This is a genomic window from Fictibacillus sp. FJAT-27399 (assembly GCF_001510655.1).
Classification (GTDB): Bacteria; Bacillota; Bacilli; order Bacillales; family Fictibacillaceae; genus Fictibacillus_C; species Fictibacillus_C marinisediminis.
Genome location: NZ_LMVC01000002.1, coordinates 536,974 through 561,940, shown reverse-complemented (window position 1 = coordinate 561,940; position 24,967 = coordinate 536,974). Strand labels below are relative to the sequence as shown.

Sequence of the window (24,967 nt, the reverse complement as noted above, 5' to 3'; positions counted from 1 at the left end):
GAGCCTTACCCGCGCAAACGCCTACCTCCTCAGCGTATGCGCCTGTGGTCTCACCTGTCCCGCTTCTCCCGCAGGACAAGGAAGGCTTCGGCAGCGTTATATCGCACGAAGAAAATGTGAAATTCATTTTCGAGGAGTCTCGCACCTTGCACTCCAATCAACTGTCAATGAAAAAAGAGCCTTAGTTTTTAAAATTTGGCTGCCTTTTTTCAACAAAGGCTTGAACTCCTTCTTGTCCATCTTCAGAAACGAAGACTTTTCCGAAGTACTCGGATTCTTTCTTTGCCCCCTCGCTGTACTGTCCACGAGCCGCATACTGCAAAAGCTCGAGGGTGTAGCGAATGGACAAGGAACTCTTCGCTGCCGCTTTCGACGCCAGGTTGTAAGCCTTTTCAAAAAGCTCTGCATCAGGATAAGCGGCAGTTGCTAACCCCCATTTCACTGCTTCCTCTCCGGTAATCGGGTCAGAAGTAACGAGCATTTCGGCCGCTTTAGCAGTTCCTACGTATCTTGGAAGTCTTTGTGTCCCAGCAAAACCTGGAATCAATCCAAGCTGCAGTTCCGGCAAGCCAAGCTTGGCTTCACTGGAAACGAGCCGGATATGGCAAGCCATCGCGAGTTCAAGTCCCCCGCCCAGTGCTGCACCGTGAATAGCTGCGATAATCAGCTTTGGATAATTTTCCATTCGGTCAAAGAGCTGCTGTCCAAAAGCCCCCAAATCAGCAAAATCGGCTTCATTTTCAATCGTTGTAAATTCTTTAATATCTGCTCCAGCCGAAAAGAACCGGCCTTCACCTTTGATCAGGATGACTTTTGTTTCGCTGTCATTCTCCAGTTCTTCAAAGACCGCGGACAATTCGCGGATCAGCTGGGTGGACAACGCGTTCGCCGGAGGACGATTCAGTTGAATTGTGGCTATTTTATTCTCTTTTTGAACCTGTAAAAATCCCATTCTCTCACACTCCTTAGTTGAATCTATTCTTGCGCGGGGATAGCCCCTGCATTGTTGCTTAAACCATTAACAAGCATTCGATGTACAGGCTGAGCAAGTGACGGCAAATCATACCTATGATCATTCATAACCCAGTTTGTGGCGGTTTCATCAATGGTTCCAAAAATCATCTGTCGTGCCAGCCGGGTATCCATGTTCTTGTCAAAAGCCCTTTCCTCCATCCCTTCTTTCAGGATGAGGTCGATCAGTGATAAATATCGTTTAAGCACTTCCCCAATTTTTGCCCTTAACGCCCTGTTTGTCTGCCGAAGTTCCAGCTGTGTTACGATAGAAAGCTGGTGGTCAGCATCCAACAGGCAAAAATGCATTTCAATGAGGGTTAACAGTTTTTCAATCGCCGACCCTTTGCTTTTCAGCTCGTTCCCCGTTCTTTCGATAAAGGTTCCCATTTTTTCATTAAAAACAGAAACAAGCAGATCCTCTTTATTTTTAAAATAGAGATAGATCGTCCCATCTGCTACAGACGCCTGCTTTGCAATTTTAGACACTTGGGACTGATGATACCCATGAACTGCAATAACACTAACCGCGGCATCAATTATTTTGTCGTACTTTGGGCCTTTACGTTTCACGATAATCTCCTCACTTCAAAACGAGCTGCTGTAAACTGAATGATTGTTCATTCATAATTTAATTGTAAAACAAGTCGTTTTTTTCTGTCAATTCTATTATTCCTTTGTTTTAACAAAAAAACAAGGACCTTTTTAAAAAAGGTCCCTATATCTCTTGTGTTTCCCGCTCTTTCGCTTTCTCTTCCTCCAATAAAACTCTTCTTAAAATTTTTCCGACCATCGTTTTTGGAAGCTCGCTTCTAAATTCATACACCCTTGGTACCTTAAAGGCAGCAAGGTTTTCTCTGCAATATTTGTTAAGCTGATCCTCCGTACAAACAGCGTTCTCTTTCAACACGACAAAAGCCTTTACGGTTTCACCGCGGTACGGATCCGGGATTCCAACAACGACGGCTTCCTTTACCGCTTCATGCTCATAAAGAACTTCTTCAATTTCGCGGGGATATATATTATATCCTCCTGCAATGATCAAATCTTTCTTTCGGTCCACGATATAAAAATATCCATTCTCATCCATATATCCCATATCACCGGTCATGAGCCAGTCATTTTTAAAAACAGCAGCTGTTTCCTCCGGCTGATTCCAATACCCTTTCATCACCTGAGGCCCCCGCACCAATAACTCGCCAACTTCCCCAATTTCCGCAAACTCTCCGCGCTCGGTGGAATAGATGGCCGCTTCCGTATTCGGCCACGGAAGACCGATACTTCCTTTAATCTGCTTTCCATAGATCAGATTGGCATGCGTTACAGGTGAAGCTTCTGTGAGGCCATAGCCTTCCACAAGACTTCCAGAGATGATCGCCTGGAACTTCTGCTGAACTTCCATCGGGAGCGGTGCAGAACCACTGATGCAAGCCTGGATGGAAGAAAGGTCATACTTCATCAAATCAGGATGGTTCAGCAACGCAATATACATGGTCGGTGCGCCAGGGAACAATGTTGGACGCTGTTTATGGATCGTCTGCAGCACTTGTTTCGGATCAAAACGAGGAAGGATGATCAGTTTTGCCTGTGTCATGATCGCCTGATTCATCACAACCGTCATGCCATACACATGGAAAAAAGGCAATGCAGCCAGCACAACTTCTTCTCCAACCCGGTGCTTATAAATCCAGATGCTGCATTGTTTCGAATTGACGACCAAATTAGCATGTGTCAGCATCACACCTTTTGCAGGGCCAGTCGTTCCTCCTGTATACTGCAGCAATGCCACATCCTCTTTTGGGTGGACGTCAACAGGGATTCGCCGGTTTTCGCTTTTGCTGATCAGTTCCTTAAACGAGTGGACACTTCCGCCATACTGAACATCAACCACCGTAAATGGCTTTTGTTTTTTCTGAACAAACGGATAGAGCACATTTTTTGGAAATGGCAAATAATCTTTAATGCCCGTCACAATCACATGCTTCAGCTGTGTCAATTCTTTTACAGCAGCTACCCTCGAAAAGAGCTGATCCAGACAAACGATAGCCGCTGCCCCGCTGTCCTCCAGCTGATGGCTCAGCTCTCGTTCCGTATAAAGGGGATTGGTCTGGACCACGATTCCTCCAGCGAGAAGGATGCCATAATAAGCAATAACCGCCTGCGGACAGTTCGGCAGCATAATCGCCACCCGGTCGCCCTTGCCCATTCCGAGTGCAGACAGTCCGTTGGAAAACCGGACAGCACTTTCGTAAAGCTGTTGATACGACATTTCTTTACCTAAAAAATGAAGAGCAACCTTTTCTGGGTTTTTAATAGCTGCTTCTTCTAAATACGTGAATAAAGGTTGTTCTTTATACTCAACCTCACTGGGGATTTCTGGTGGATAATGGTTAAGCCATCTTCTTTCCACTTTTATCTCCTCCTTAATTCACGCCTTTCTTAAAAAAACTCTCTCATACTTCATTATAAATGAAAACGCATTCAATTTAATATATTTTTTTAAAAATTAAAAATTTTATAGTGCTTTTGGCACTTTTTTGCGGGGATGATGCAGTTTTTCCCGCTGCATACTAAACAATAAAGCAAAGGAGGGAACAGTATGACTCATTCAAAAGCGAGAAGAGATGGGGCTTTGAAAGCCGGTAAAGAAACACAGAATCCACATGGCAAAATCAAATCACAGCAGGAAATCTCGAGTGAAATCGGCATGAAAGACACCAATCAGCTGACCGCACAGCCAGCAGATTATGATGAAATCGAATACTGAGTAACATCGGCAGGTTTCGCTTTCCTTCGATCCCGCACGATTTACTATAATCATGTTTTGGCGGGTAAAATGTTCGTTTGGCGAGTAAATTTTTATTTTGGACAGTATTTTCTTTATTACGGCGGGTAAATGCCTCATTTTCGCAGGTATTTCCACTGTCACTTTAAAAAAGCATACAAAAAACCAGCCTGGAGGCTGGTTTTTTGCTAAAAAGCAGCAGAAATGCAGCTTTCATTAATTCCATTCCATTATGATAAGAAAAGTAAATAAACGATGCCGAAAAGAATAAAAATTCCGCTGCAAATGAATAAAACTTTCCATAACGTATCCACTGATGCTTCACTCCTATTCAATCCCTGAACCGATCACGAACGACAGGCCAATGGATATGACCATGGAGATCAGGCCCACTGCGCGATTATCGTTTTCGATCTCTTCATCAATGTTAAATCTCGGGGTTAAAAATTCAAAGATAAAATAACCGGCAAGAAGCAGAACAAATCCGAACAGACCCCAAGCCATCATCTGAGGAAGTGAATCGTTCTGTGCGATGGAATAGCGAAAAATATTGGCGATGCCGAATATTTTCCCTCCGGTTGCCATCGCTACGGCCAGGTTGCCTTTTTTAATCTCCACCCAGTTCTCATACCGGGTGACCATTTCAAATACTGCCAGAAAAATAACGAGGAACAGTACGACTACGCTGTAATATGCCGCCGTTTGGATAAACGGATTGTGGGATACGTCCATCTCTAACCTCCAATTATTTTAATAGCGCAACGGTTATGCCGCTTCCACCTTCATTTGCCGCTCCCATGCGTGTCGATTTAACGTTGGGATGTGATTTGAGCAGCTGCTGAACACCGGAGCGCAGAGCACCGGTTCCTTTCCCATGAATAATAGAAACTTGAGGATATCCGGCTAACATCGCTTCATCCAAATACTTATCCACTTCTAGCATCGCATCCTCATACCGCTTGCCGCGGAGATCAAGTTCAGGACGGACCGAGTCATCGCTTCCCTGCACTTTTACAAACGATCTCGGCTCTGGTTTTTTCTCTTTCGTCTGTTTGATCAATTCAAGGTCGCTGAGTGATACGTTCATTTTTAAAATACCGATCTGTACCTGATATTCGTTGTTGCTGACTTTATTGATAATATGGCCTTTTTGGCCGAAACTCAGCACTTTCACTTCATCGCCTGGTTTAAACGAAGCAGATTTCGGTTTGGAAGCTGCTGCCTTTTTCTTCTTCGACCGAAGGGCAGGCGTTGCTTCCTCCAGCTTTTTACGGGCATCGATCAATCGGTGTTCCTTCACATTGCCCGCTTCTTTCTGATATTCTTTAAGTTCTTTAATGACTTCTTCAGCGGTCCTTCGTGCATTCGCTACTGCTTCTTCCGCTTTTCGCTCCGCTTCTTCAAGCAATCGGTCACGATCCCGCTCCAGATGCTGAAGTTCTGCTTCCAGCTCAGCTTTTAGCTGTTCGGCTTCCTGCCTGATTTTAATGGCATTCTCCCGTTCTTCTTCTGCACGCTTTTGGTTATCCTCAAGCGAACGGATCATGTTATCAATCTTGTTGTCCTCATCACTGATTTGCGATTTTGCTTCATCAATAATGGAGGGCTCCAAACCGAGGCGTCTGGAAATCTCAAAGGCGTTGCTTCTGCCCGGAACTCCGATCAGCAGTTTGTAGGTCGGCCGCAGCGTCTCCACGTTAAATTCAACGCTCGCATTGATGACGCCATTGCGGTTATAAGCATAAGCTTTCAACTCACTGTAGTGGGTGGTTGCGATTACTTTCGCTCCCCGTTCAAACACATAATCAAGGATGGAGATAGCAAGTGCCGCTCCTTCCTGTGGATCAGTTCCAGCTCCTAGTTCATCAAACAGAACCAGGCTTTTAAAATTCACTGTTTTCAGGATATCGACAATGTTCACCATATGAGAGGAGAACGTACTTAATGACTGTTCAATCGATTGCTCATCACCGATGTCGGCATGAATGGCTTCAAACACCGTCATCTCAGACTCTTCTTCTGCAGGAACCTGAAGTCCGGATTGGGCCATTAACGATAACAGGCCGATCGTTTTTAAAGTAACCGTTTTACCCCCTGTATTGGGACCGGTAATGATCAATGATTGAAAAACACCGCCAAGCTCCACATCGATTGGTACTACAGCGTCCTGATCGATGAGCGGATGCCTCGCTTTACGGAGAGAGATGTATTCTCTGTCGTTCATGATTGGTTTCGTCGCCTTCAGTTCACGGCTGTACTGCGCTTTTGCAAAAATAAAATCAATCTCTGCCAGAATCTTCACATTATGGGCTAAGGCTTCAGCTGATTCCCCGACCAGCAATGAAAGTTCTTTTAAAATCTTTTCAATCTCTCTTGCTTCTTTAGCTTTCGCATCTTTCAGCTGATTATTGATCGCAACGACAGCTTGAGGCTCAATAAAGAGTGTGGCTCCTGAAGAGGACTGGTCATGCACCATACCACCAAAGCTGCCGCGGTATTCCTGTTTAACAGGCAGCACGAAGCGGTCATTTCGAATCGTGATGATCGCATCGGATAGCATTTTTTGATAGCTCGAGGAACGGACCATACTTTCCAATTTCTCACGCACTCTAGCCTCGAACGTGCGCAGCTGGCTTCTAATTGTACGCAAAGCCGGACTGGCACTGTCCATAACATGGCCGTTGTCGTCTATGCAAGCTTTAATCTCTTGCTCCAGTTCAATCAGCGGTTCAATCTGCGCAACAAGGCTGTCAAGGATCGGCAGTTCAATTCCATCCTCCGCCATTCCCTCTGTAAACCGCTTAAAGCGCCTTCCGCCATATATTGTAGTCGCAATATCGAGAAGTTCATCCGTATTCAGCAGCCCGCCAATCTGCGACCTCTTCAGGCTTGCACGGATATCTCGTATTCCACCAAGCGGTGCCTGCCCTTTTAACCGGAGGACTTTTGCACCTTCATCTGTGCTGTCCTGCCAATGGCTGATCTCGGCAAAATTTACAGAAGGCTGAAGCTGTTCAACCTTTTGTTTGCCCAGACTTGAACTTGCGTGTTTTTTTAACTGCTCAATGATTTTTGTATATTCTAAGACTCGAAGTACTCGTTCTTGCAAAATTAGTTCCTCCTCCCAGGAGACGTTCTATTCTTTTTTATCATTTCGTTTTAAAAAGGAAGTTAACTCATCAAGTGTCATTGCGTTCAGGACGTTTTCCCGGCGAATATAGCCCTTTCTCGCCACAGAAACTCCTATGTCCATATGCCCCAGAGTATCACGGTAATGGGCATCCGTATTGATCGTGATTTTTACACCTTTATCCTGTGCTTTCTTAAGCCATTCAGGGGCCAGATCGAGCCGGCTCGGATGAGCGTTCAGTTCAAGGGCTGTATTGGTTTCAGCTGCTACATCGATGAGCATCTCCAAATCAACATCATACCCGGGACGCCTTCCGATAATTCTTCCCGTCGGATGGGCAATAATATCCACATGATGGCTTTTGAGCGCTGTCTTCATCCTCTTCATGATCGTCTCTCTGTTTTGAGAAAAAGATGAATGGATGGAGGCGATCACAAGGTCCATTTCGGCCAGGAGGTCGTCATCAAAATCGAGTGTTCCATCCGGCAGAATGTCCATCTCAACGCCTGCCAGAATTTTAAAATCACTATATTTCCCGTTCAGCCTGTCAATCTCTTTCCGCTGCTCACGAAGCCGCTCTGCTGTAAGGCCGTTGGCTACCCTTAAATACTGAGAATGATCGGTAATTGCCATAAACGAGTATCCTTTTTCCCTTGCTGCTTCTGCCATTTCTTCAATCGTGTTGGCCCCGTCGCTCCATGTGGAGTGCATATGCAGATCTCCTTGGATATCTTCCTGTTCAATCAGCCGCTGAGGTTCACGAAACTTTTCAAGTTCATCCCCGCCCTCACGCACTTCCGGCGGAATCCACTGAAGTCCAAAGTGTCCATAGAATTCTTCTTCAGTGGAAAAGGTCGTTATCTCACCTGTTCCTGTATTTTCAACACCATATTCGCTGATTTTTTCATTGCGTTCTTTCGCCAGCTGCCTCATCTTAACGTTATGTTCCATGGAACCGGTAAAATGATGCAAGGCAGAGGCATACTGCTCTTGGGATACGAGCCTGAAATCGACTGAAACGGGATAATCATAATGAAATTGGAGTGAAACTTTTGTATCTCCTTTTGCGATGATATCCGTAACGCCTTCCAGCTGGACGAGCTGTTTTTTCACTTTAGCCGCATCGGAAACTGCGAGAATAAAATCCAGATCCTTGATCGTCTCACGAAAACGGCGGAGGCTGCCTGCCAAGGAAAACTTCAGAATACCTTTTATATCTTTCAGCTGTTCTTCAATTTTTTCTGCGACCGGAAGCATAAATGCAATCGGCAGCCGTTCAGGGCGCTTACCGAGTTCCTCGACCGCTGCCAGTATTTTCTCTTCTGTTTTTGTTCCGAACCCTGCGAGACCTCTAACTTTTTCTTTTTCACACGCTTCTTTAAGGCCCTTGATGTCCGTTACTCCGAGCTCCTGAAAAAGCTTCGCAATTTTTTTCCCGCCAAGCCCCGGTATGTCGAGCATGGTCAGAAGGCCTGAAGGAACCGCTGCCTGCAATTCTTCAAGCAGCGATGATTTGCCTGTCTCAAGAAGTTCAGTAATGACAGTAGCCGTCCCTTTTCCAATTCCTTTTAATTTGGACGGATCCCCGATCTGCTCCATGTTCCGGTCATCCGATTCCAACGCTTGAGCCGCTCTTCGGTAAGCCGAAGTTTTAAAGGAGTTCTCGCCTTTGATCTCTAAATAAACGGCGATCATTTCAAGGACATTAACAACCTGCTTCTTATTCAAATGAACACCCTCTTTCACAAAACTTGTACCGCATTGCCGATTACTATGGACGGTAAAAAAACTTCTCTGTTAAAGAGAAGTTTTACCCCATATTTTTTGACCATAAATCTTTAATCGTTTCAGAGAATACTGGAGTATTTTCAACCATTCCCTGTCCGATAAAGGAATCCTGGTAAGCCGTATGGATGGAACCAGACGGAATCAACGAAGCGACATATAGCAATAAGAATAAAATCAGATAAACTTCGATAAATCCCAGGACTCCTCCGAGCCAGCGGTTTACCGTGCGGAGCAGCGGCAGGTCAGCTACAAAGTTAAGCATGTTTCCTACGATCTGCAAGATGATCTTCGTTCCGAAGAACAAGAGAGCAAAGGCGATGGCACGATAGTATACATCCTCTAAGGAAATGCTGCTCAGTATCGTTGACATCGGGCTGTCATTACCGATCGAAGGATATGGAATCCACAATTTTAAATGAGGCGCCAAGTCGTCAAAATATAGATAAGCCACGACGTAAGCCGCTATAAACCCAACGAGATGGACAACCTGCATGACCAAACCTCGTTTCAGTCCGATAAAAAAACCGGCAATCAATATAACAATTAAAATAATATCTAGCATTTATTTATCCTCTTTCCTAATCTGCTGTTGCAATTTTTCCAGCTCTTCTTTAGTCTTTAAGTATTCGTTCATCAGATTAACAGCTGTCAGAACGGCAAGCTGTTTCGTATCCAATACTGCATTATATTGCTGGATATCCCGCATCTTTTCGTCAACCATAGCAGCTACCGAACGAATGTGGCTGGAAGTCTCAGTTCCTATTACTGTGTATTTTTGACCAAAGATTTCTACAATGGTCCTTGCTTTCATATTGTCTTCCGCCACGAAATTACCTCCAATCATAGTTCCACTTGCAAAAAAGCTATGAACTCTAATCATTATCTTAACAGAAAGCGAACGGTTATGAAAATATTTGTTCTAAAACCAGCTATCATTTTATCCAAATTCTACTAAAAAATAAAACGAAAGAAAAGGAACATAAAGATGGCAAATACTGTATTAAAAGTAACATCCCAAGAGATCAATAAAATGAAGGAAGCTTACCAAGCATACATCCAGCCTTCTTCCCCGCCTGGCAGCATATTTACGGCTAAGCCTGCAGGCTGCACGGTAACGGCCTATAAATCAGGCAAGGTTCTTTTTCAGGGAAAGACAGCTGAAATCGAGGCTGGAAAATGGGGTTCTCCTCCACCCGCAGCTTCTCCGAAACCAGCTAAAGCAAAGCCGCCCCATGCCTTTGCTCCTCCCGAAAACGTGAGTACACTCTCTCTTATTGGAAGCGATGAAGTGGGAACGGGAGATTACTTTGGCCCGATTACCGTCGTGGCCTCCTATGTTCCAGCGGCACAGCTTGAACTGCTAAAAGAACTTGGAGTAAAGGATTCAAAGTTTCTGAACGACAAACAGATCGTATCCATCGCCAAGGACCTTCTGCATACCATCCCTTACAGCCTGCTCGTCCTTCCCAACAGGAGGTACAATGAACTTCAGGCAAAAGGGATGAGCCAAGGAAAAATGAAAGCTCTTCTGCATAATAAAGCTCTTCTTAACGTGCTGGAAAAAACAAAAGACTTCCACGTGGACGGTATATTGATCGATCAGTTCTGCGAGCCGGGTGTTTATTATAATTATCTCTCAAGAGAGGGAAACATCGTAAAAGACAAAGTGTTCTTTGCTACAAAAGGCGAATCGCTTCATCTGTCCGTGGCCGCCTCATCAATTCTCGCCCGCTATGCTTTTATTAAAGAGATGGATAAAATCAGTGCTAAAACAGGCATTGAGATCCCGAAAGGCGCCGGCAGCAAAGTGGATTTAAAAGCAGCGGAAATGATCCGCAAGTATGGTGCAGATTATCTGACTGACATCGCAAAGATTCATTTCGCAAACACAAAAAAAGCACTCAATCTAGCAAACGGCAAGCGGAGCTAAACTTTATTTTCATAACAAAACCCGCAGTCTCAAGAGAGACATGCGGGTTTCTGTTTGGCTTACTATTTTCGAAGCTCAGCTCCAAAACGTTCTTCCAGACTGCGCAGGATGTTATCATGAGCTTTTGTCACTTCTTCATCCGTAAGTGTACGTTCCGGATCAAAATATTTCAAAGAAAAGGCGAGTGATTTTTTGCCTTCTTCCATATGTTCTCCTTCGTACAGATCAAACAGGCTGCTTTCCTTGAGGAGAGCTCCTCCCGCTTCATAAATCACAGTGTTTAAGTCTCCTGCAGGCAGGTTCTTATCAACCACCAATGCAATATCCCGTGTAATGGAAGGGAATCTAGGAAGCGGCTGATAAACGGTAGGTTCTACCGTGGCCTGGATAAGCTGATCCAGATCCAATTCAAACACGTACGTCTCGTTTAAATCCCACTCTTTTTGAGTTCCAGGATGAATCTGGCCGATCAAGCCGATGGTGATGCTGTCGAGTTTAATTACTGCTGTTCTTCCAGGATGCATCCCTTTCAAACTTTCGCTTTCAAAGGTGATACGGCTGTACAATCCGAGTTCTTCGAATAACCCTTCAAGGATTCCTTTTGCAACAAAGAAGTCTGTTTTCTTCTTTTCACCCTGCCAAGGATGGATATTCCACAAGCCTGTCAGTGCACCGGAGAGATATGTTTTCTCTTCAGGCAGAACAGAGATCTGCTGTTCGTAGGCAAAGAAGACAGAACTGATTTCAAAGACACCTACATCATCAATTGAACGGTGATGATTGTGGCGCACTACTTCAAGAAGCTGCGGAATCAGTGTACTGCGAAGAGTGCTGCGCTCCTCGCTCATCGGGTGGGAAACCGAGATGGTTTGAACGTTTTCCTGCTCCTCCTTCACAAAAGAGAAACTGGTTGATTTTTCAGGAGTCGTCAGTGCATATGTTACAGTCTGATAGAGCCCGGCGCCTTCAAGATAACGCATAACCTTTCTGCGAGCTGCCTGATAGGGGCTCAATCCTCCTGGACGGCCTTCCGTTACAAGGTACGTTGTGGGAATACGGTCATAACCGTAGATTCTTCCCACTTCCTCTACAAGATCCGCATCGATGGTAATATCCGGCCTTCGGGCTGGAACGGTAACCTTGAATGTTTCTCCTTGTACCTCAAATTGGAAACGAAGTCTCGTAAAGATTTCAATGATCTGTTCGTTTTCAATAGAAGTTCCGAGCAAGCTGTTAATCCTTGTTTGGGTGACTTCAGCTCTTCCTTCACTTACCAAGCGTTCGCCATCTTCTACGATGCCTTCTGCCACTTCTCCTCCGGCATATTTCGCCATTAAGGAAGCAGCACGTTGAGCAGCCTCATATACACGGTTGCGGTCGATGCCTTTTTCATAGCGTGCACTTGCTTCACTTCGAAGTCCAAGATCCTTGGATGCTGCTCTTACACGCTGTCCTTCAAAATAAGCAGCTTCCAGCAGTACAGTCGTCGTATCTTCCTGAACTTCTGATGTTGCTCCGCCCATTACACCGGCCACAGCAACAGGTACTTCTCCATTGGTGATCACAAGATGGCTGCTGTTTAAAATTCGTACAGCATCATCAAGCGTCACAATTTCTTCTCCGTCTTTCGCCCGGCGGATAACTACTTCCTTTGATCCGAAACGGTCATAGTCAAAGGCGTGGAGCGGCTGTCCGTATTCGAGCAATACGTAGTTCGTTATATCGACCACATTATTGATTGGACGGATTCCTGCTGCAATCAAACGGTTTTGCAGCCAAAGAGGTGATGGCGCGATCGAAACATTCTTGATCACCATAGCTCCGTAGTAAGGATTATCTTCTTTTGCATCAACTTTTACCGAAATATATTCTGAAGCTTTTTCAGCTGTATAATCTACGGAAACTTCAGGAAGACGAAGCTCCTCATTTAGAATGGCAGCAACCTCGTAAGCCACACCAATCATGTTTAAGCAGTCGGCACGGTTTGGTGTCAATCCGAGTTCAAGAACATAGTCATCCAGGTTCAAATAACTCAAGGCATCGCTGCCAACTTCCGCATCGGAAGGCATAACGAAAATCCCTGTTGAATACTCTTTCGGCACCAATTTCGTTTCCACACCAAGTTCAGTAAGTGAACAGATCATTCCATGAGACGCTTCTCCGCGAAGTTTCGCTTTCTTAATCTTGAAGTTTCCAGGAAGTACAGCACCTACTTGCGCTACCGGCACTTTTTGGCCAGCAGCCACGTTTGGAGCACCGCACACGATTTGTACCGGGTCTTCTTCACCGATTTCGACTTTACAGACACGGAGTTTATCGGCATTTGGATGCTGAACACATTCCAGCACATGTCCGACGACCACTCCTGTAATCCCTTTGTTGAGGGATTCCACGATTTCTACTTCAATTCCGCTTTTCGTAATTTTTTCACCAAGCTCTGCAGCACTGATATTAATATTTACATACTCTTTCAGCCAGTTATATGAAACTAACACAGGGTTCCCCTCCTTATGCCTTTTTAAATTGTTTTAAGAAACGAAGATCGTTTGTGTAAAAATGACGGATATCATCAATGCCATACTTCAGCATCGCAATCCGTTCAGGGCCCATTCCAAATGCAAACCCTGTGTATTTCTTAGAGTCGAAGCCTGCCATCTCCAATACGTTCGGATGGACCATACCTGCTCCAAGAATCTCAATCCAGCCAGTATGCTTACAGATCGAGCAGCCTTTTCCACCACATTTAAAACAGGAAATATCCATCTCGACAGACGGTTCTGTGAATGGGAAAAAGCTTGGGCGCAATCGGATTTTGCGCTCTTCGCCGAACATTTTTTTAGCGAAGGTTTCAAGAACACCTTTTAAGTCACTCAAGCGGACATTCTCATCGACGACAAGTCCTTCGATCTGCATGAACTGATGAGAGTGAGTCGCATCATCGTCATCCCTTCTGTACACTTTCCCCGGAGAAATTATTTTTACCGGGCCTCTTCCGTGATGTTTTTCCATCGTTCTTGCCTGCACCGGAGAAGTCTGTGTACGAAGCAGAATGTCTTCTGTAATAAAGAATGAATCCTGCATGTCTCTTGCCGGATGTCCTTTCGGAAGGTTCAGTGCTTCAAAATTGTAATAATCGGTTTCCACTTCAGGGCCTTCTGCCACCGTGAAGCCCATCGTTAAGAAAAGATCTTCAATCTCTTCAACGACTGCCGTTAACGGATGAGAGTTCCCCTTTCTGACCGGCCGGCCCGGAAGTGTAACATCGATCGATTCTTTTTTCAGCTTTTCTTCAATAGCAGCCTGTTCCATCTGGCTGATTTTAGTATCAAGCGCAGCTGTGATCGCATCCCTTACTTCATTCGCATAAGCCCCAATAACAGGACGTTCTTCCAGAGATAGTTTCCCCATCCCTTTCAGTACTTCTGTGATCGGCCCTTTTTTACCCAAATAAGATACTTTGATGTCCTGTAATTCTTTCAGCTCATTTGCTTGCTGAATTTTCACCAATGCTTCTTCCTTTAATGCCTGCAATCGGTCCTGCATAACATCTTGCCTCCTTTAGAAATAAAAAAACCCCGTCCATAAAAGGGACGAGGATTCGCGGTACCACCCAGATTAATCAAGAATTCAGGCCAACGCCATCATACTTGTTCACTTCGTTTTCATAACGGACTTGGTCCGGTCCACCCTACTTGTAGGTTCAGGCGACTGCTCAGGAGCGAATTCGATAAATTCTACCGGAGAAACACTTTCAGTCAAGGTGTTTCCTCCCTTTGCCGGCGAGCTCTTATTTACTACTCTCCATCGATGCATTTTATTCATGCAGTTGTCTTCTTATTATAGTTGAACTTCCTTATCTGTGCAATTGCCAATCTAATTTATAATGTATTCCTTTTTGTTATTTCCTGTTCTTCTGAAGTTCATACAGCATGATTCCAGCCGCAACAGCAACGTTTAGTGATTCAGCATTCCCGAACATAGGGATATAGACAAGCTGGTCTGCGGATTCCATAATTTCCATCCTCACTCCGCTGCCTTCGTTTCCTACAACGAGCGCAAACGTTCCTGAAGATTGCACGTCATGCAATGATTGGGCACCTTTTAGTGCAGAAACGAAAACAGGTACATGTTCCTGTCTGCATGCTGCGATCCAATCCTGAAGATTTCCTTTTACAACGGGAAGATGGAACAGCGAACCTTGTGTAGAGCGAAGAACCTTGCTGTTATAAACATCGACAGTTCCTTCACCAAGCACAATCCCGTCCAGACCTGCAGCGTCTGCGGTTCTAATTATTGTACCAAGGTTTCCAGGATCCTGAACGCCGTCCACAAGCAGGTATTTTCCGCCGGTTTTTACTTGTAACTCCTTTGAACTCATACGGCAAATTGCCAAAACTCCCTGCGGATGTTCAGTATCACTTAGGATTCCCATGATTTTTTTAGAAACTACCCATGGGTCCAGGCGAAGCTGTTCCCATTCATTCGGCATCGGGTAGGATTCCTCTATAATCAGATGAGCAATCTGGACGTTATGGTTCATTGCTTCTTCAATCAGATGAGGCCCTTCAATAATGTATTGTCCTAATTTATCCCGTTCTTTTCTCGTGTATAGTTTTTTCCATTGTTTTATGGAAGCATTTTGTTCTGATTCAATCCGTTTCATTTGGTTCAACCATCCTTTAATCTCTTTCAACTTTTTTTATTATATCTTCAAAATGATACATAATCCATCGGCCCTTAATAAAAACTAGGGAATAGTCACAAACTTAATGAAATAAATCTGTTTGAGGTGATAATGATGGATATCGATATCCGTAAAGCAGTTCTTGCCAATGTTTCCGGAAACAATAAAGAACAATTGGAAAGTACAATCGTTGATGCGATCCAAAGCGGTGAAGAAAAAATGCTTCCCGGTCTTGGTGTACTGTTTGAAGTGATCTGGAAAGAATCCGACAACCAGAAAAAAGAAGAACTGCTTTCCACACTTTCCAGCGGTTTAAAATAAAAAAGTTTCCCGTGAGATTCACGGGAAACTTTTTTCCTTTACTATTAATACCCTTTCTTTTGCCTTTCATGGTTCTCCTCATTTTTTTTACAGTACCCAATAAAAATCTCTTGCTCTGAAAATTCCAGCATAGCACCTAATCCTAGGTATGTAGAAATAAGTTTATTATAAATTTCTTTTTCTTTATTTTCCTGGAGCATTGTTATTATTTTATAAAGATATAAAAATTGTGAGACTAAATTGTTATTAATACACTTATCAATATCTTCATACTTCGTAAAACCTAAATCAAGACCTATTGATAAAATAAAGTGCAATCCGTCAACATACTCTTCCAAAATAACGGAATGTTCAGAAGGTGGTTTAACACTCCAATATTTAAAACATCGAGTTTCATTTGCTAGTTCTCCAATTTCAACAATCAGTGCAAATAAATGTTCATAGTAAAGTTCTTTATTTTGCAATTGATGAGCATTAATAATTTTATCATTTAATTTTTTTTGCATTAAATATAGTTGTTCAAAATCCAATACTGCTACCTCCCTTATTCAAACTTATTATAACAAAGCTTATTTGTTAAACATAATAATAATAAAAAAAGATGCTGTTTTTATCAGCATCTTTTTTTATTGAATATAATGAAATTAATACTTTAAATACACTGTGGCTCAATCACTATTATTTATAAAAAATATTTAGTAGTGCAATTGCTGATGCAACTAATAAGCTAATAAAACCCCAATACGGACCTGTAATAAAATCTTTTATAGTATTATTCATCTTACCTTTAGGATTACTTTCTAATTGCTTGGGTTCTTTGTCATATACCCTTATACCATCAGGTAAAACGTCTTGAATTATTAAACTGCAAAATTTTTCACCCTTTTTCAGCTTTACAGTTCTTTTACCTAAATTAAATACAGTGATTAATAATTTCCCTCTATATCCGGGATCTATCTTAGAAGTCGTGTTAGATATTCCTACACGAAGTAAACCGACCTTAGGGAGGATTTGTCCAAATCTATACCGCGGAAATTGTATGTACTCTTCAGTTTCAATAATAACTGCTGCTCCAGGATTAAGTGTAATATAATCATCATCAGTCAGCCTCATTTGCCGCGTTTCTCTATGATCAAGATATTCATTACCAACTCTTAAATCGTAAGATGTATTGGCTTCATGCCTTTCTTTAATCTGATCAATATCTAGATTAATCAATAAAATTTTAGTTCCTTCTAATGAAAATTCTTCTTGAGAAGTGACCACACTTTGGTGTTCTTTCTCCATGATAAAAGGTACAACAGACATTAATAATCCCCCATTAATAGTGTTTATTTAAAATTCCTTAAATAGATAGCTTGGTTGGATTCCCTTATTATTTTGATATTTATCACTATAATTTTCATGTTCCCCCTCAATCAAATGATAATATATTTGGCAAATACTAATACCCGCATAAATTTTTAGTGGTTGAGTGCAAGATAATTCAAGTGTCCAATATCCTTTAAAGCCAACATTCCCATAGGGTGAAGAAAAGTGAATTTGCAATCCTAAACGCCCAACTGAAGATCGTCCCTCTAATGTTGGAATGTAATTATAGGTCTCTGTATATTCAATTGTCTTTCCTAGATATATTTTACCGGGCTCCAAAACTAAACCATCTGGAGGAATTTTAATACTTTTTGTAATATTTTCTTTTTTCATATCCAACGTCATTTCTTCATAAATAAGGAGTTCATTATCCAAGCGTAAATTATAACTATTTGGATTTAACTGGTTATCATCATATGGAGTTATAATAATATCCTTACCCATTCTTTTTTTTATTTCTTTTCCCGATAAAATCAAAATAAAAGCCCCTTTGTAAATATAATCCATAATTTATTCCGGTATGTAAATAATATACAAAATCGTTTAATGCCACAACCTTTATTTACATTTTTATGATAATAGTTGTTTTGCTTTTAAATTTTCCTGGAAAATTGAAGAAAGTAATACTTTTTTATAAAACACAAAGAGCTAACCTGGAAATTTTCAGGTTAACTCACTTCTTTAATTATTATCAAGCACTTTTCGCTACTGATTTTTCTTTTTCAAAAAAGTCATCCCATTTTACAATCCATTCTTTTCTTCGTAAAAGGTGGAAAAGTATGAGCATTGTTGCAGCAATTCCGAGCCCCCATACGATGGAAAGATTGAAAATATAATGGCCGAACGTGGAGTACATAAAAGCCAGTGGAGCATTTGAGACGACACTTGCTTTCGTATATTCTTTAAAACTCTTCGTCATCTCAAGGACACATAATGACAATAAGTGAAAATGAATAAACGGTACGAGCTTTAAGATGGCAATTTGGCCAAGAGAGAACGGCCTTCTCTTGCCAACGACTTTTTGTTTGATCTTCAAGAATTTATTCAAGTATTTCGGCATCTTTTTCAGCAGACCATAGAAAATCACACTCGACAAGGTAATTCCGATGATGGAGTACAGCGTCCCATACACCGATCCAAACAATACTCCTCCTGCCATACAGATCAAACCGACCGGCAAAAATAAAAACTGTCTCATCATATGGAGAAGGATAAAAAACAACGGAGCAAAAATTCCGGCAAACTTAAGGATACTCATGATTTCAGAAAGCTCATGCTGCATGTTTCAACCCTCCTTTATCGCCATCTTATGACATAAGACGAGCAGTTATGCTCTTCCTTCTTCCAGATCCATGAATATTTCCATAACTTTTATGACAGGTTAAAGATTAGAAAAGCTGGTTTTCTTTTACAGATAACCATTAGGTTGAGGAGTGGTTTTCATGGATACGGTCGTGTTGGCTCGTGCCTTTTTCGGAACGTCTCTTGCCTTTCATATCATTTTTGCAACGCTTGGTGTTGGTATTCCCCTCATGATCGTCATCGCAGAAATTCTTCATCAAGTAAAAAAAGACAATGATTATGCCATAATGGCTAAACGCTGGACAAAGGCCTTTGCTGTTCTGCTCGGTGTGGCTATCCCTTCAGGAACGATCGTCGGGGTCCAGCTTTCTTTGCTTTGGCCAGGTTTTATGGAGATTGTAGGAAAGGTTATCTCGCTTCCTTTCCAGATTGAACTTTTCGCCTTCTTTATTGAAGCTTTGTTCATGTCCATCTACGTTTACGCAGCAGACAGGCTGCCAAAGTATTTCAGGATCATCTCTGTCATCTTGGTGGCGTTTGGAGCTGTAGCATCCGCCATTCTAATCACCGCTGTCAATACGTGGATGAATACACCTGACGGATTTAAGATAACAAAGGACGGCACTATTTATGATGTCAATCCATGGGATGCCTTTTTCAATCCGAGTTTTCTTTCAACAGCCTTCCATGTATCCGTGACCGCGTATATGACTGGCGGTTTTGCCCTGGCTTCTGTAGGGGCTTATAAGCTTTTAAGAGGGAATCTTACGAAGAAAGAATCTGTCTATCATAAAAAAGGATTTTTAATGGCCATTGTCGTTGGTTTGATTTTTTCATTGATTTCAAGTTTTTCAGGTCATCACTCTGCACAGATCCTGCATGAACACTCACCCGAGAAGCTAGCCGCAGCCGAAGGCTTATTTGAAACCCAGCGATATGCTCCTCTTGCGATCGGAGGTTTCACCGATCCCAAAACAGAAGAAGTGAAATATGGAATTGAGATCCCATGGATGCTCAGCTGGCTCGCTGCCGGCAAGTTTGATACCGAAGTCAAAGGCCTCTATGAATTCCCGCGTGAAACCTGGCCTCCTTTTTATGTGCACACCCTGTTTAATATCATGGTTGGGATTGGGTTTTTCCTGTTGGGACTGGCTGCAGTCGCTTTGTTTTTCTGGTGGTATTACGGCAAAAGAAAACAGAAGCCTTTTCCAAAATGGCTTCTGTTCACCTTAATCTTTTCCGGTCCACTTTCCATGCTTGGCATTGAATTCGGATGGATTTTCAGCTGCAGCGGAAGACAGCCCTGGACGATTTACAGGGTCCAGACCACAGCAGAAGCAGCTACCCAATCAGAAAATCTTGCTCCCTTGTTTCTATTGTTCATCGGTCTCTACCTGCTTCTGAGCGTCCTGACGATCCTGATTCTTACAAGCTATTTTAAAAGGCATCCGGTATCCAAGGACTTTGAAAAATACTCTGGCTATTAAATGACGAAAGAGGGAGCATAATGAACGAAGAAGTTATTGCCATATTGGTCTTATGGACCTTTATCTTCATCTATAGCATTTTTGGATCGATTGATTTCGGGGCAGGATTCTGGGCGATGATTTACAATGACCATCGGACCTTTGCAGGAAAAATAGCCAACCGATTTCTTTCACCGACCTGGGAAATCACAAATGTTTTTCTTGTTCTTCTCGTAGTCGCCTTTGTTGGTTTTTTTCCGAAAGGCGCCTTTACACTCGGAACCGTGCTGCTGATCCCGATTTCGCTGATCTTGTTTCTGCTTTCCATACGGAGTGCCTTTATGGTTTTTTCTTATTCCGTTCAAGGATACAGAAAGACGATGTTCTTTATTTCCGGTGTGTGCGGAGTTTTGATACCGGCACTCCTGATCACGGTACTCCCTGTAAGCCAGGGTGGTTTTATTGAAGGTATGAACGGAAAAGATACCCTTCTCCTTGGAAAGCTGTTTACGAGCCCTTCCTTATATATGTACATTTTGTTCGGGCTTACTTCTGAACTGTTCTTGTCATCCTTGTTTCTCGCGGATTACTCAAGAGTCTCTAAACAAGAAGGCGCCTATAGGCTCTACAGAGGGAACGTACTGATTCTTGGCCCTTCCACCCTTCTTGCTGCTGTGATCACACTGCTGGTCATACAGCCTGAGGCCGGGTGGCTGCTCGATAATCTGTATGAACAAAGGATATGGTTCATCCTTTCCACCCTGGCATTCATCGTCGGCTATGCCTCTCTATGGCTCAGTAACAAAGATGGGAAAGCAGCAGGTAAACCCCGTGTGGCTCTGCTCGCAACTGTCGCACAATACGGCTTGGCGAGTTACGGATATGGAATGGCTCACCTGCCTTACATCGTTTATCCGAGCCTGACCATATACGATGCCTTTACAGCGAAAGAAACGTTCTATTCGCTCATGATCATGTATGCTGTTGGTTTAGCGATCCTTACTCCCGGCTTTTATGTGTTTTGGAGGCTCTTCCTTAAGGATAAACGCTATCTGCAGCAGGATTAAGAGTGCAGATTAAATGAAGTACCTGGCAATGATGAAAATGTCGGCAAGCACAAGCAATGGCACTCCGACTTGAAAGCTTGGATGCTTTGTTTTATGCCGAAATTGCACCATCCCTGCCCAAATCCCGCAGGCGCCTCCTATGATCGCAAACAGCCACAGGCGGCGTTCCGGCGTCCGCCACTTCCCTGCCTTGGCCGCTTCCTTATCATGATGCATCAGCCAAAAGGCAATAACGTTAACGAGAATTAAATAAATGTAGATCATACAAACTAAATCTCCTTTTATAGAAAAAAGCCATTTCCTTCATGGAAAATGGCTTTTTGGTTCTTAATTTATGCTTTTAGGCTGTCTTTTGCTTTAGAAGCAAGTTCACCGAATGCTTTTTCATCAGAAACAGCGATTTCAGCGAGCATTTTACGGTTGATGTCGATGCCTGCAACTTTTAGGCCATGCATTAAACGGCTGTAAGAAAGACCGTTTGTGCGAGCTGCCGCGTTGATACGAGTGATCCAAAGTTTACGGAAATCACGTTTCTTTTGACGGCGGTCACGGTATGCATACATAAGAGATTTGAAAACTTGCTGTTGAGCAACTTTAAATAACTTATGTTTGGATCCGAAATAACCTTTAGCTAACTTTAATACTTTTTTACGACGACGACGTGACACATAGCCACCTTTTACTCTTGGCATTTTAATACCCTCCTAGATATATACGATCAGTTATTATTATTTTTTCTTGTAAGTTAATAGTGTACGGATACGTTTGTAATCTCCGCTTGTAACAATCTTCGCTTTGCGAAGTTTACGCTTGGCTTTAGTAGATTTGTTAGCGAACATATGGCTTGTAAACGCACGTGCACGCTTAAGTTTACCTGTTCCAGTCTTTCTGAAGCGCTTTGCAGCACCTTTATGTGTTTTCATTTTAGGCATGATTGGATTCCTCCCTGGTAAGTAATTATTTTTCGGTTGTTGGTGCTAAAATGAGGAACATGCTTCGGCCTTCCATTTTTGGTCGAACTTCAACCGTAGCAACGTCTTCACATTCTTTAGCTAATTTTTCAAGCACAGTTTTTCCGATCGAGGAGTGCGTGATGGCACGGCCCCGGAAACGAATGCTTGCTTTCACTTTATCGCCTTTTTCAAGGAACTTGCGGGCATTTTTAAGCTTTGTGTTAAAATCATGCTCCTCAATTGTAGGGCTTAAGCGAATTTCTTTCGTTGTAACAATCTTTTGATTCTTACGTGCTTCTCTGTCTTTTTTCTGCTGCTCAAACTTAAACTTACCATAGTCCATGATACGGCACACTGGCGGTTTAGCGGTTGGTGCAACAAGTACAAGATCAAGATTGGCATTTGCCGCAATATCAAGAGCTTCATGACGTGTTTTAATCCCTAGCTGGCTGCCATCAGCCCCGATAAGTCTTACTTCACGAGCACGTATGCCCTCATTGACAGACATGTCCTTACTAATAGTAAGTCACCTCCAAGAAATTTATGTGAGTCATTAACTCAGCACTTTGTAAACAAATAAAAAAAGCGTCGGCACATACTGCACCCACACGACCTCATCATCATTTCTGAAAGTTCGGTTGACCAGCCAACAGCACAATGCGTTGATCAGGTGAGAAGCGGGTGCTTCTGCTTTTGTTCGAAACTCAACTTATTTAATTACCTAAATTAATATACCATTGACAAGAACCTCTTGTCAACTAATGTTCTTTGTTCTTCACAACAGAATTTATTTTACAGTACTACTTGTTGTTTTGCAAGCACTAAAATAGTTTTTTCCTCGCACTCAAGTGATTAAAGAAGGGAAAATCAATTTACTGGCCAAAATTGATATTTACCCGCCGAAATGAAGGATTTACCCTCCAAAACATCAGGCTTTACCCGCTACAACTCAGTTATGTAAACAGGGTGCCAGGCACCGCTAAAGGGCTGCAAAAAAAAGAACTGCGAATGAATTCGCAGTTCTCTAATTTTATCCTCTTTTATTCACTCGCTCAAGAATGCTTGTTTTGAACGCATCAAAGGATACAGTTTCTGATTTTTGCTCACCGTATTTACGGACGTTGACGGCTTGATCGGAAATTTCCTGATCACCGAGCACGAGCATGTATGGGATTTTTTGCATTTGCGCTTCACGGATTTTATATCCCAGCTTTTCATCGCGGTTGTCGACTTCGACGCGAATGCCTTCTTCCAGCAGTTCCTCACTAATCTTTCTTGCGTACTCTTCATGAACAGTGGATACAGGAATAATCTGTACCTGTACAGGAGCAAGCCATACCGGGAACGCACCCTTGTATTCTTCGATCAGGAAGGCGACAAAACGTTCCATTGTGGAAACGACTCCGCGGTGGATAACGACCGGACGGTGATCCTTTCCGTCGCTTCCTTTGTACGTTAGGTCAAAGCGTTCAGGCAAGTGGAAATCAAGCTGTACAGTAGACAGCGTCTCTTCTTTTCCGAGCGCAGTCTTCACCTGAACATCAAGCTTCGGCCCGTAGAACGCGGCTTCCCCTTCTGCTTCTACATAATCCAAGTCCATATCTTCCATAGTTTCTTTAAGAAGAGCCTGTGCTTTTTCCCACATCTCATCGTTGTTTACGTATTTTTCTTTGTCCTCAGGATCACGGTAAGAAAGACGGAACTTGTATTCTGTAATGCCAAAGTCATTGTACACACGCTGGATGAGCTTTACTACGCGGATAAACTCATCTTTTAATTGATCCGGGCGGGCAAAGATATGAGCATCATTCAATGTCATGGAACGGACACGCTGAAGGCCAGCCAATGCTCCTGACATCTCATGGCGATGCATCGTTCCAAGCTCAGCAATACGGATTGGAAGATCACGGTAGCTGTGCATGCTGTTCTTGAACACCATCATGTGATGCGGACAGTTCATCGGACGAAGAACAAGCTGCTCGTTGTCCATTTCAATCGCAGGATACATATCTTCTTTATAATGATCCCAGTGTCCTGATGTTTTATAGAGCTCTACACTGCCTAGATGAGGAGTGTAGACATGGTCGTAGCCAAGTCTTACTTCTGTGTCGACAATATAACGCTCGATGATACGGCGAATCGTCGCACCCTTTGGAAGCCAGACCGGCAAACCTTGTCCAATCTTCTGGGAAACAGTGAAAAGATCCAGCTCTTTTCCAATTTTCCGGTGATCTCGCTCTTTCGCCTCTTGAAGGTAGACAAGATGCTGATCCAGCTCTTTCTGGTTAAGAAAAGCTGCTCCATAGATGCGCTGAAGCATCTGGTTATCGCTGTCTCCTCTCCAATAAGCGCCTGAGATGCTCATCAATTTAAAGGACTTGATTTTTCCAGTGGATGGAAGATGCGGCCCGCGGCAAAGGTCAAAAAACTCGCCTTGTTCGTAAATGGTAATAACCGCATCCTCCGGAAGATCACGGATGAGCTCCAATTTTAAATGGTCGTCAATGCCTTCAAAAATCGCGATGGCTTCTTCCCTGGTCACTTCTTTTCGGATGATCGGCAGGTTTTCGCTTACGATCTTTTTCATTTCCTTCTCAATCCTAGGCAAATCTTCAGGTGTTAAAGCTTCTTGAAGATCGATATCATAATAAAAACCGTTCTCGATGACTGGCCCGATGCCGAGTTTGACATCCTTATAGATGCGTTTGATCGCCTGTGCCATCAAATGGGCTGTACTGTGGCGTGTCATCTCGAGTCCTTCAGGTGAATCTTGTGGAACGATCTCAATGGATGCATCCGCCTCGATCGGGCGTGTGAAATCGTACAATTCCCCGTTTACTTTACCGGCAACGGACTTTTTCTTCAGGCTGGAGCTGATGGATTCTGCTACTTGTTCTGCAGTGATTCCTTTCGGATACTCACGGATAGAACCATCAGGAAAAGTAAGCTTAATGTCTGTCATTCATAATCTCTCCTTGTTCAAAATAAAATACAAAAAACACCCGTCCACAAAAAGGGACGAGTGTTGTACTCGTGGTTCCACCCTTGTTCCACTGCAGGATTCTGCAATGGCACTCGGTCAAGATTTAACGGCTTTGGGCCGTCAGCGATTACTCTGCCTTCACCGCTGAAGTTCAAAGGGGGTAAGACATTTTTCCG

General features: G+C 43.1%; 26 protein-coding genes and 3 other annotated features (1 of these 29 cut by a window edge). Of the genes, 6 read left to right on the top strand and 20 right to left on the bottom strand.

What is annotated here, in order from left to right:
• Positions 1 to 44: 44 nt before the first annotated feature.
• Entirely contained in the window at positions 45 to 185 is a 141-nt protein-coding gene (locus tag AR335_RS23805; protein ID WP_156418896.1) for a hypothetical protein, read from the top strand.
• On the opposite strand, the gene AR335_RS07885 is transcribed toward AR335_RS23805, so the two are convergent.
• The 3 genes from AR335_RS07885 to AR335_RS07875 all read right to left on the bottom strand — a co-directional run bounded on the left by AR335_RS07885 (position 182) and on the right by AR335_RS07875 (position 3,421).
• Complete coding sequence (locus AR335_RS07885) at positions 182 to 952, bottom strand: enoyl-CoA hydratase (RefSeq protein WP_062233977.1); 771 nt, start codon at positions 950 to 952, stop codon at positions 182 to 184. The genes AR335_RS23805 and AR335_RS07885 overlap by 4 nt on opposite strands.
• Before the next feature lie 23 nt (positions 953 to 975).
• Positions 976 to 1,584: a TetR/AcrR family transcriptional regulator gene (locus tag AR335_RS07880; protein WP_053357629.1), complete on the bottom strand. Its 609-nt coding sequence runs from the start codon at positions 1,582 to 1,584 to the stop codon at positions 976 to 978.
• 145 nt (positions 1,585 to 1,729) lie between these two features.
• A complete protein-coding gene (locus AR335_RS07875) occupies positions 1,730 to 3,421 on the bottom strand; it encodes an AMP-binding protein (RefSeq protein WP_082683395.1) in 1,692 nt (563 codons plus the stop codon).
• A gap of 189 nt (positions 3,422 to 3,610) precedes the next feature.
• Here AR335_RS07875 and AR335_RS24675 point away from each other — a divergent pair, with 189 nt between their 5' ends.
• Positions 3,611 to 3,778, top strand: a complete 168-nt coding sequence (locus tag AR335_RS24675; RefSeq protein ID WP_175501797.1) for a DUF6254 family protein — start codon at positions 3,611 to 3,613, stop codon at positions 3,776 to 3,778.
• 345 nt (positions 3,779 to 4,123) lie between these two features.
• Here the strand turns inward: AR335_RS24675 and AR335_RS07865 are convergent, their stop codons facing one another.
• The 5 genes from AR335_RS07865 to zapA all read right to left on the bottom strand — a co-directional run bounded on the left by AR335_RS07865 (position 4,124) and on the right by zapA (position 9,558).
• Positions 4,124 to 4,528 (bottom strand): DUF350 domain-containing protein, encoded by a 405-nt coding sequence (locus AR335_RS07865; protein WP_053357627.1) that lies wholly within the window; start codon positions 4,526 to 4,528, stop codon positions 4,124 to 4,126.
• A gap of 13 nt (positions 4,529 to 4,541) precedes the next feature.
• The gene (locus AR335_RS07860) at positions 4,542 to 6,905 is read right to left on the bottom strand and encodes an endonuclease MutS2 (protein ID WP_062233966.1); all 2,364 of its coding nucleotides are present in this window, start codon (positions 6,903 to 6,905) and stop codon (positions 4,542 to 4,544) included.
• 27 nt (positions 6,906 to 6,932) lie between these two features.
• Positions 6,933 to 8,654, bottom strand: a complete 1,722-nt coding sequence (polX, locus tag AR335_RS07855) for a DNA polymerase/3'-5' exonuclease PolX (protein WP_199805066.1) — start codon at positions 8,652 to 8,654, stop codon at positions 6,933 to 6,935.
• 82 nt (positions 8,655 to 8,736) lie between these two features.
• The gene (locus AR335_RS07850) at positions 8,737 to 9,276 is read right to left on the bottom strand and encodes a CvpA family protein (RefSeq protein WP_062233963.1); all 540 of its coding nucleotides are present in this window, start codon (positions 9,274 to 9,276) and stop codon (positions 8,737 to 8,739) included.
• A complete protein-coding gene (zapA, locus tag AR335_RS07845) occupies positions 9,277 to 9,558 on the bottom strand; it encodes a cell division protein ZapA (protein ID WP_062233959.1) in 282 nt (93 codons plus the stop codon).
• A gap of 141 nt (positions 9,559 to 9,699) precedes the next feature.
• On the opposite strand from zapA, the gene rnhC reads away from it, so the two are divergent.
• Complete coding sequence (rnhC, locus tag AR335_RS07840; RefSeq protein WP_062233956.1) at positions 9,700 to 10,644, top strand: ribonuclease HIII; 945 nt, start codon at positions 9,700 to 9,702, stop codon at positions 10,642 to 10,644.
• A 62-nt stretch (positions 10,645 to 10,706) separates the two neighbouring features.
• Here the strand turns inward: rnhC and pheT are convergent, their stop codons facing one another.
• The 3 genes from pheT to AR335_RS07825 all read right to left on the bottom strand — a co-directional run bounded on the left by pheT (position 10,707) and on the right by AR335_RS07825 (position 15,307).
• Entirely contained in the window at positions 10,707 to 13,139 is a 2,433-nt protein-coding gene (gene pheT, locus AR335_RS07835) for a phenylalanine--tRNA ligase subunit beta (RefSeq protein WP_062233953.1), read from the bottom strand.
• A 13-nt stretch (positions 13,140 to 13,152) separates the two neighbouring features.
• Positions 13,153 to 14,187: a phenylalanine--tRNA ligase subunit alpha gene (gene pheS / locus AR335_RS07830; RefSeq protein ID WP_062233950.1), complete on the bottom strand. Its 1,035-nt coding sequence runs from the start codon at positions 14,185 to 14,187 to the stop codon at positions 13,153 to 13,155.
• Positions 14,188 to 14,227: 40 nt separating this feature from the next.
• Positions 14,228 to 14,461 (bottom strand) — a binding site (T-box leader).
• An 81-nt stretch (positions 14,462 to 14,542) separates the two neighbouring features.
• Positions 14,543 to 15,307 (bottom strand): TrmH family RNA methyltransferase, encoded by a 765-nt coding sequence (locus AR335_RS07825; RefSeq protein ID WP_062233946.1) that lies wholly within the window; start codon positions 15,305 to 15,307, stop codon positions 14,543 to 14,545.
• 135 nt (positions 15,308 to 15,442) lie between these two features.
• On the opposite strand from AR335_RS07825, the gene sspI reads away from it, so the two are divergent.
• Positions 15,443 to 15,649 carry a small acid-soluble spore protein SspI gene (sspI, locus tag AR335_RS07820; RefSeq protein WP_062233943.1) on the top strand — a complete coding sequence of 69 codons (207 nt, stop codon included), beginning with the start codon at positions 15,443 to 15,445 and terminating at the stop codon, positions 15,647 to 15,649.
• Between the two features lie 44 nt (positions 15,650 to 15,693).
• Here sspI and AR335_RS07815 read toward each other — a convergent pair whose 3' ends face one another.
• From AR335_RS07815 to AR335_RS07800, 4 genes are all read right to left on the bottom strand, one after another.
• Positions 15,694 to 16,179 (bottom strand): dUTP diphosphatase, encoded by a 486-nt coding sequence (locus AR335_RS07815; RefSeq protein WP_062233940.1) that lies wholly within the window; start codon positions 16,177 to 16,179, stop codon positions 15,694 to 15,696.
• A 148-nt stretch (positions 16,180 to 16,327) separates the two neighbouring features.
• Positions 16,328 to 16,957, bottom strand: coding sequence for a dCTP deaminase domain-containing protein (locus tag AR335_RS07810; protein ID WP_062233937.1), 630 nt, complete (start codon positions 16,955 to 16,957; stop codon positions 16,328 to 16,330).
• A gap of 27 nt (positions 16,958 to 16,984) precedes the next feature.
• Entirely contained in the window at positions 16,985 to 17,497 is a 513-nt protein-coding gene (gene dcd / locus AR335_RS07805) for a dCTP deaminase (RefSeq protein ID WP_062233934.1), read from the bottom strand.
• Positions 17,498 to 17,711: 214 nt separating this feature from the next.
• Positions 17,712 to 18,302 carry a TVP38/TMEM64 family protein gene (locus AR335_RS07800; protein ID WP_062233931.1) on the bottom strand — a complete coding sequence of 197 codons (591 nt, stop codon included), beginning with the start codon at positions 18,300 to 18,302 and terminating at the stop codon, positions 17,712 to 17,714.
• 160 nt (positions 18,303 to 18,462) lie between these two features.
• On the opposite strand from AR335_RS07800, the gene AR335_RS07795 reads away from it, so the two are divergent.
• Together AR335_RS07795 and AR335_RS07790 are read left to right on the top strand one after the other, a co-directional pair.
• Positions 18,463 to 19,809 (top strand): cytochrome ubiquinol oxidase subunit I, encoded by a 1,347-nt coding sequence (locus AR335_RS07795; protein WP_053357617.1) that lies wholly within the window; start codon positions 18,463 to 18,465, stop codon positions 19,807 to 19,809.
• Between the two features lie 20 nt (positions 19,810 to 19,829).
• On the top strand, positions 19,830 to 20,855 hold the full coding sequence (locus AR335_RS07790; protein WP_053357616.1) for a cytochrome d ubiquinol oxidase subunit II: 1,026 nt from the start codon (positions 19,830 to 19,832) through the stop codon (positions 20,853 to 20,855).
• 9 nt (positions 20,856 to 20,864) lie between these two features.
• Here AR335_RS07790 and AR335_RS07785 read toward each other — a convergent pair whose 3' ends face one another.
• From AR335_RS07785 to thrS, 5 genes are all read right to left on the bottom strand, one after another.
• On the bottom strand, positions 20,865 to 21,119 hold the full coding sequence (locus AR335_RS07785; protein ID WP_062233929.1) for a DUF1294 domain-containing protein: 255 nt from the start codon (positions 21,117 to 21,119) through the stop codon (positions 20,865 to 20,867).
• A 68-nt stretch (positions 21,120 to 21,187) separates the two neighbouring features.
• Complete coding sequence (gene rplT, locus AR335_RS07780; RefSeq protein WP_053357614.1) at positions 21,188 to 21,547, bottom strand: 50S ribosomal protein L20; 360 nt, start codon at positions 21,545 to 21,547, stop codon at positions 21,188 to 21,190.
• A gap of 36 nt (positions 21,548 to 21,583) precedes the next feature.
• A complete protein-coding gene (gene rpmI / locus AR335_RS07775) occupies positions 21,584 to 21,787 on the bottom strand; it encodes a 50S ribosomal protein L35 (RefSeq protein ID WP_053357613.1) in 204 nt (67 codons plus the stop codon).
• A 25-nt stretch (positions 21,788 to 21,812) separates the two neighbouring features.
• Complete coding sequence (gene infC, locus AR335_RS07770; RefSeq protein ID WP_053357612.1) at positions 21,813 to 22,316, bottom strand: translation initiation factor IF-3; 504 nt, start codon at positions 22,314 to 22,316, stop codon at positions 21,813 to 21,815.
• Between the two features lie 65 nt (positions 22,317 to 22,381).
• Positions 22,382 to 22,507, bottom strand: a sequence feature (ribosomal protein L20 leader region).
• Between the two features lie 331 nt (positions 22,508 to 22,838).
• Positions 22,839 to 24,770 (bottom strand): threonine--tRNA ligase, encoded by a 1,932-nt coding sequence (thrS, locus tag AR335_RS07765; protein ID WP_062233927.1) that lies wholly within the window; start codon positions 24,768 to 24,770, stop codon positions 22,839 to 22,841.
• A 49-nt stretch (positions 24,771 to 24,819) separates the two neighbouring features.
• Positions 24,820 to 24,967 (bottom strand) — a binding site (T-box leader) (it continues 78 nt past the right edge of the window).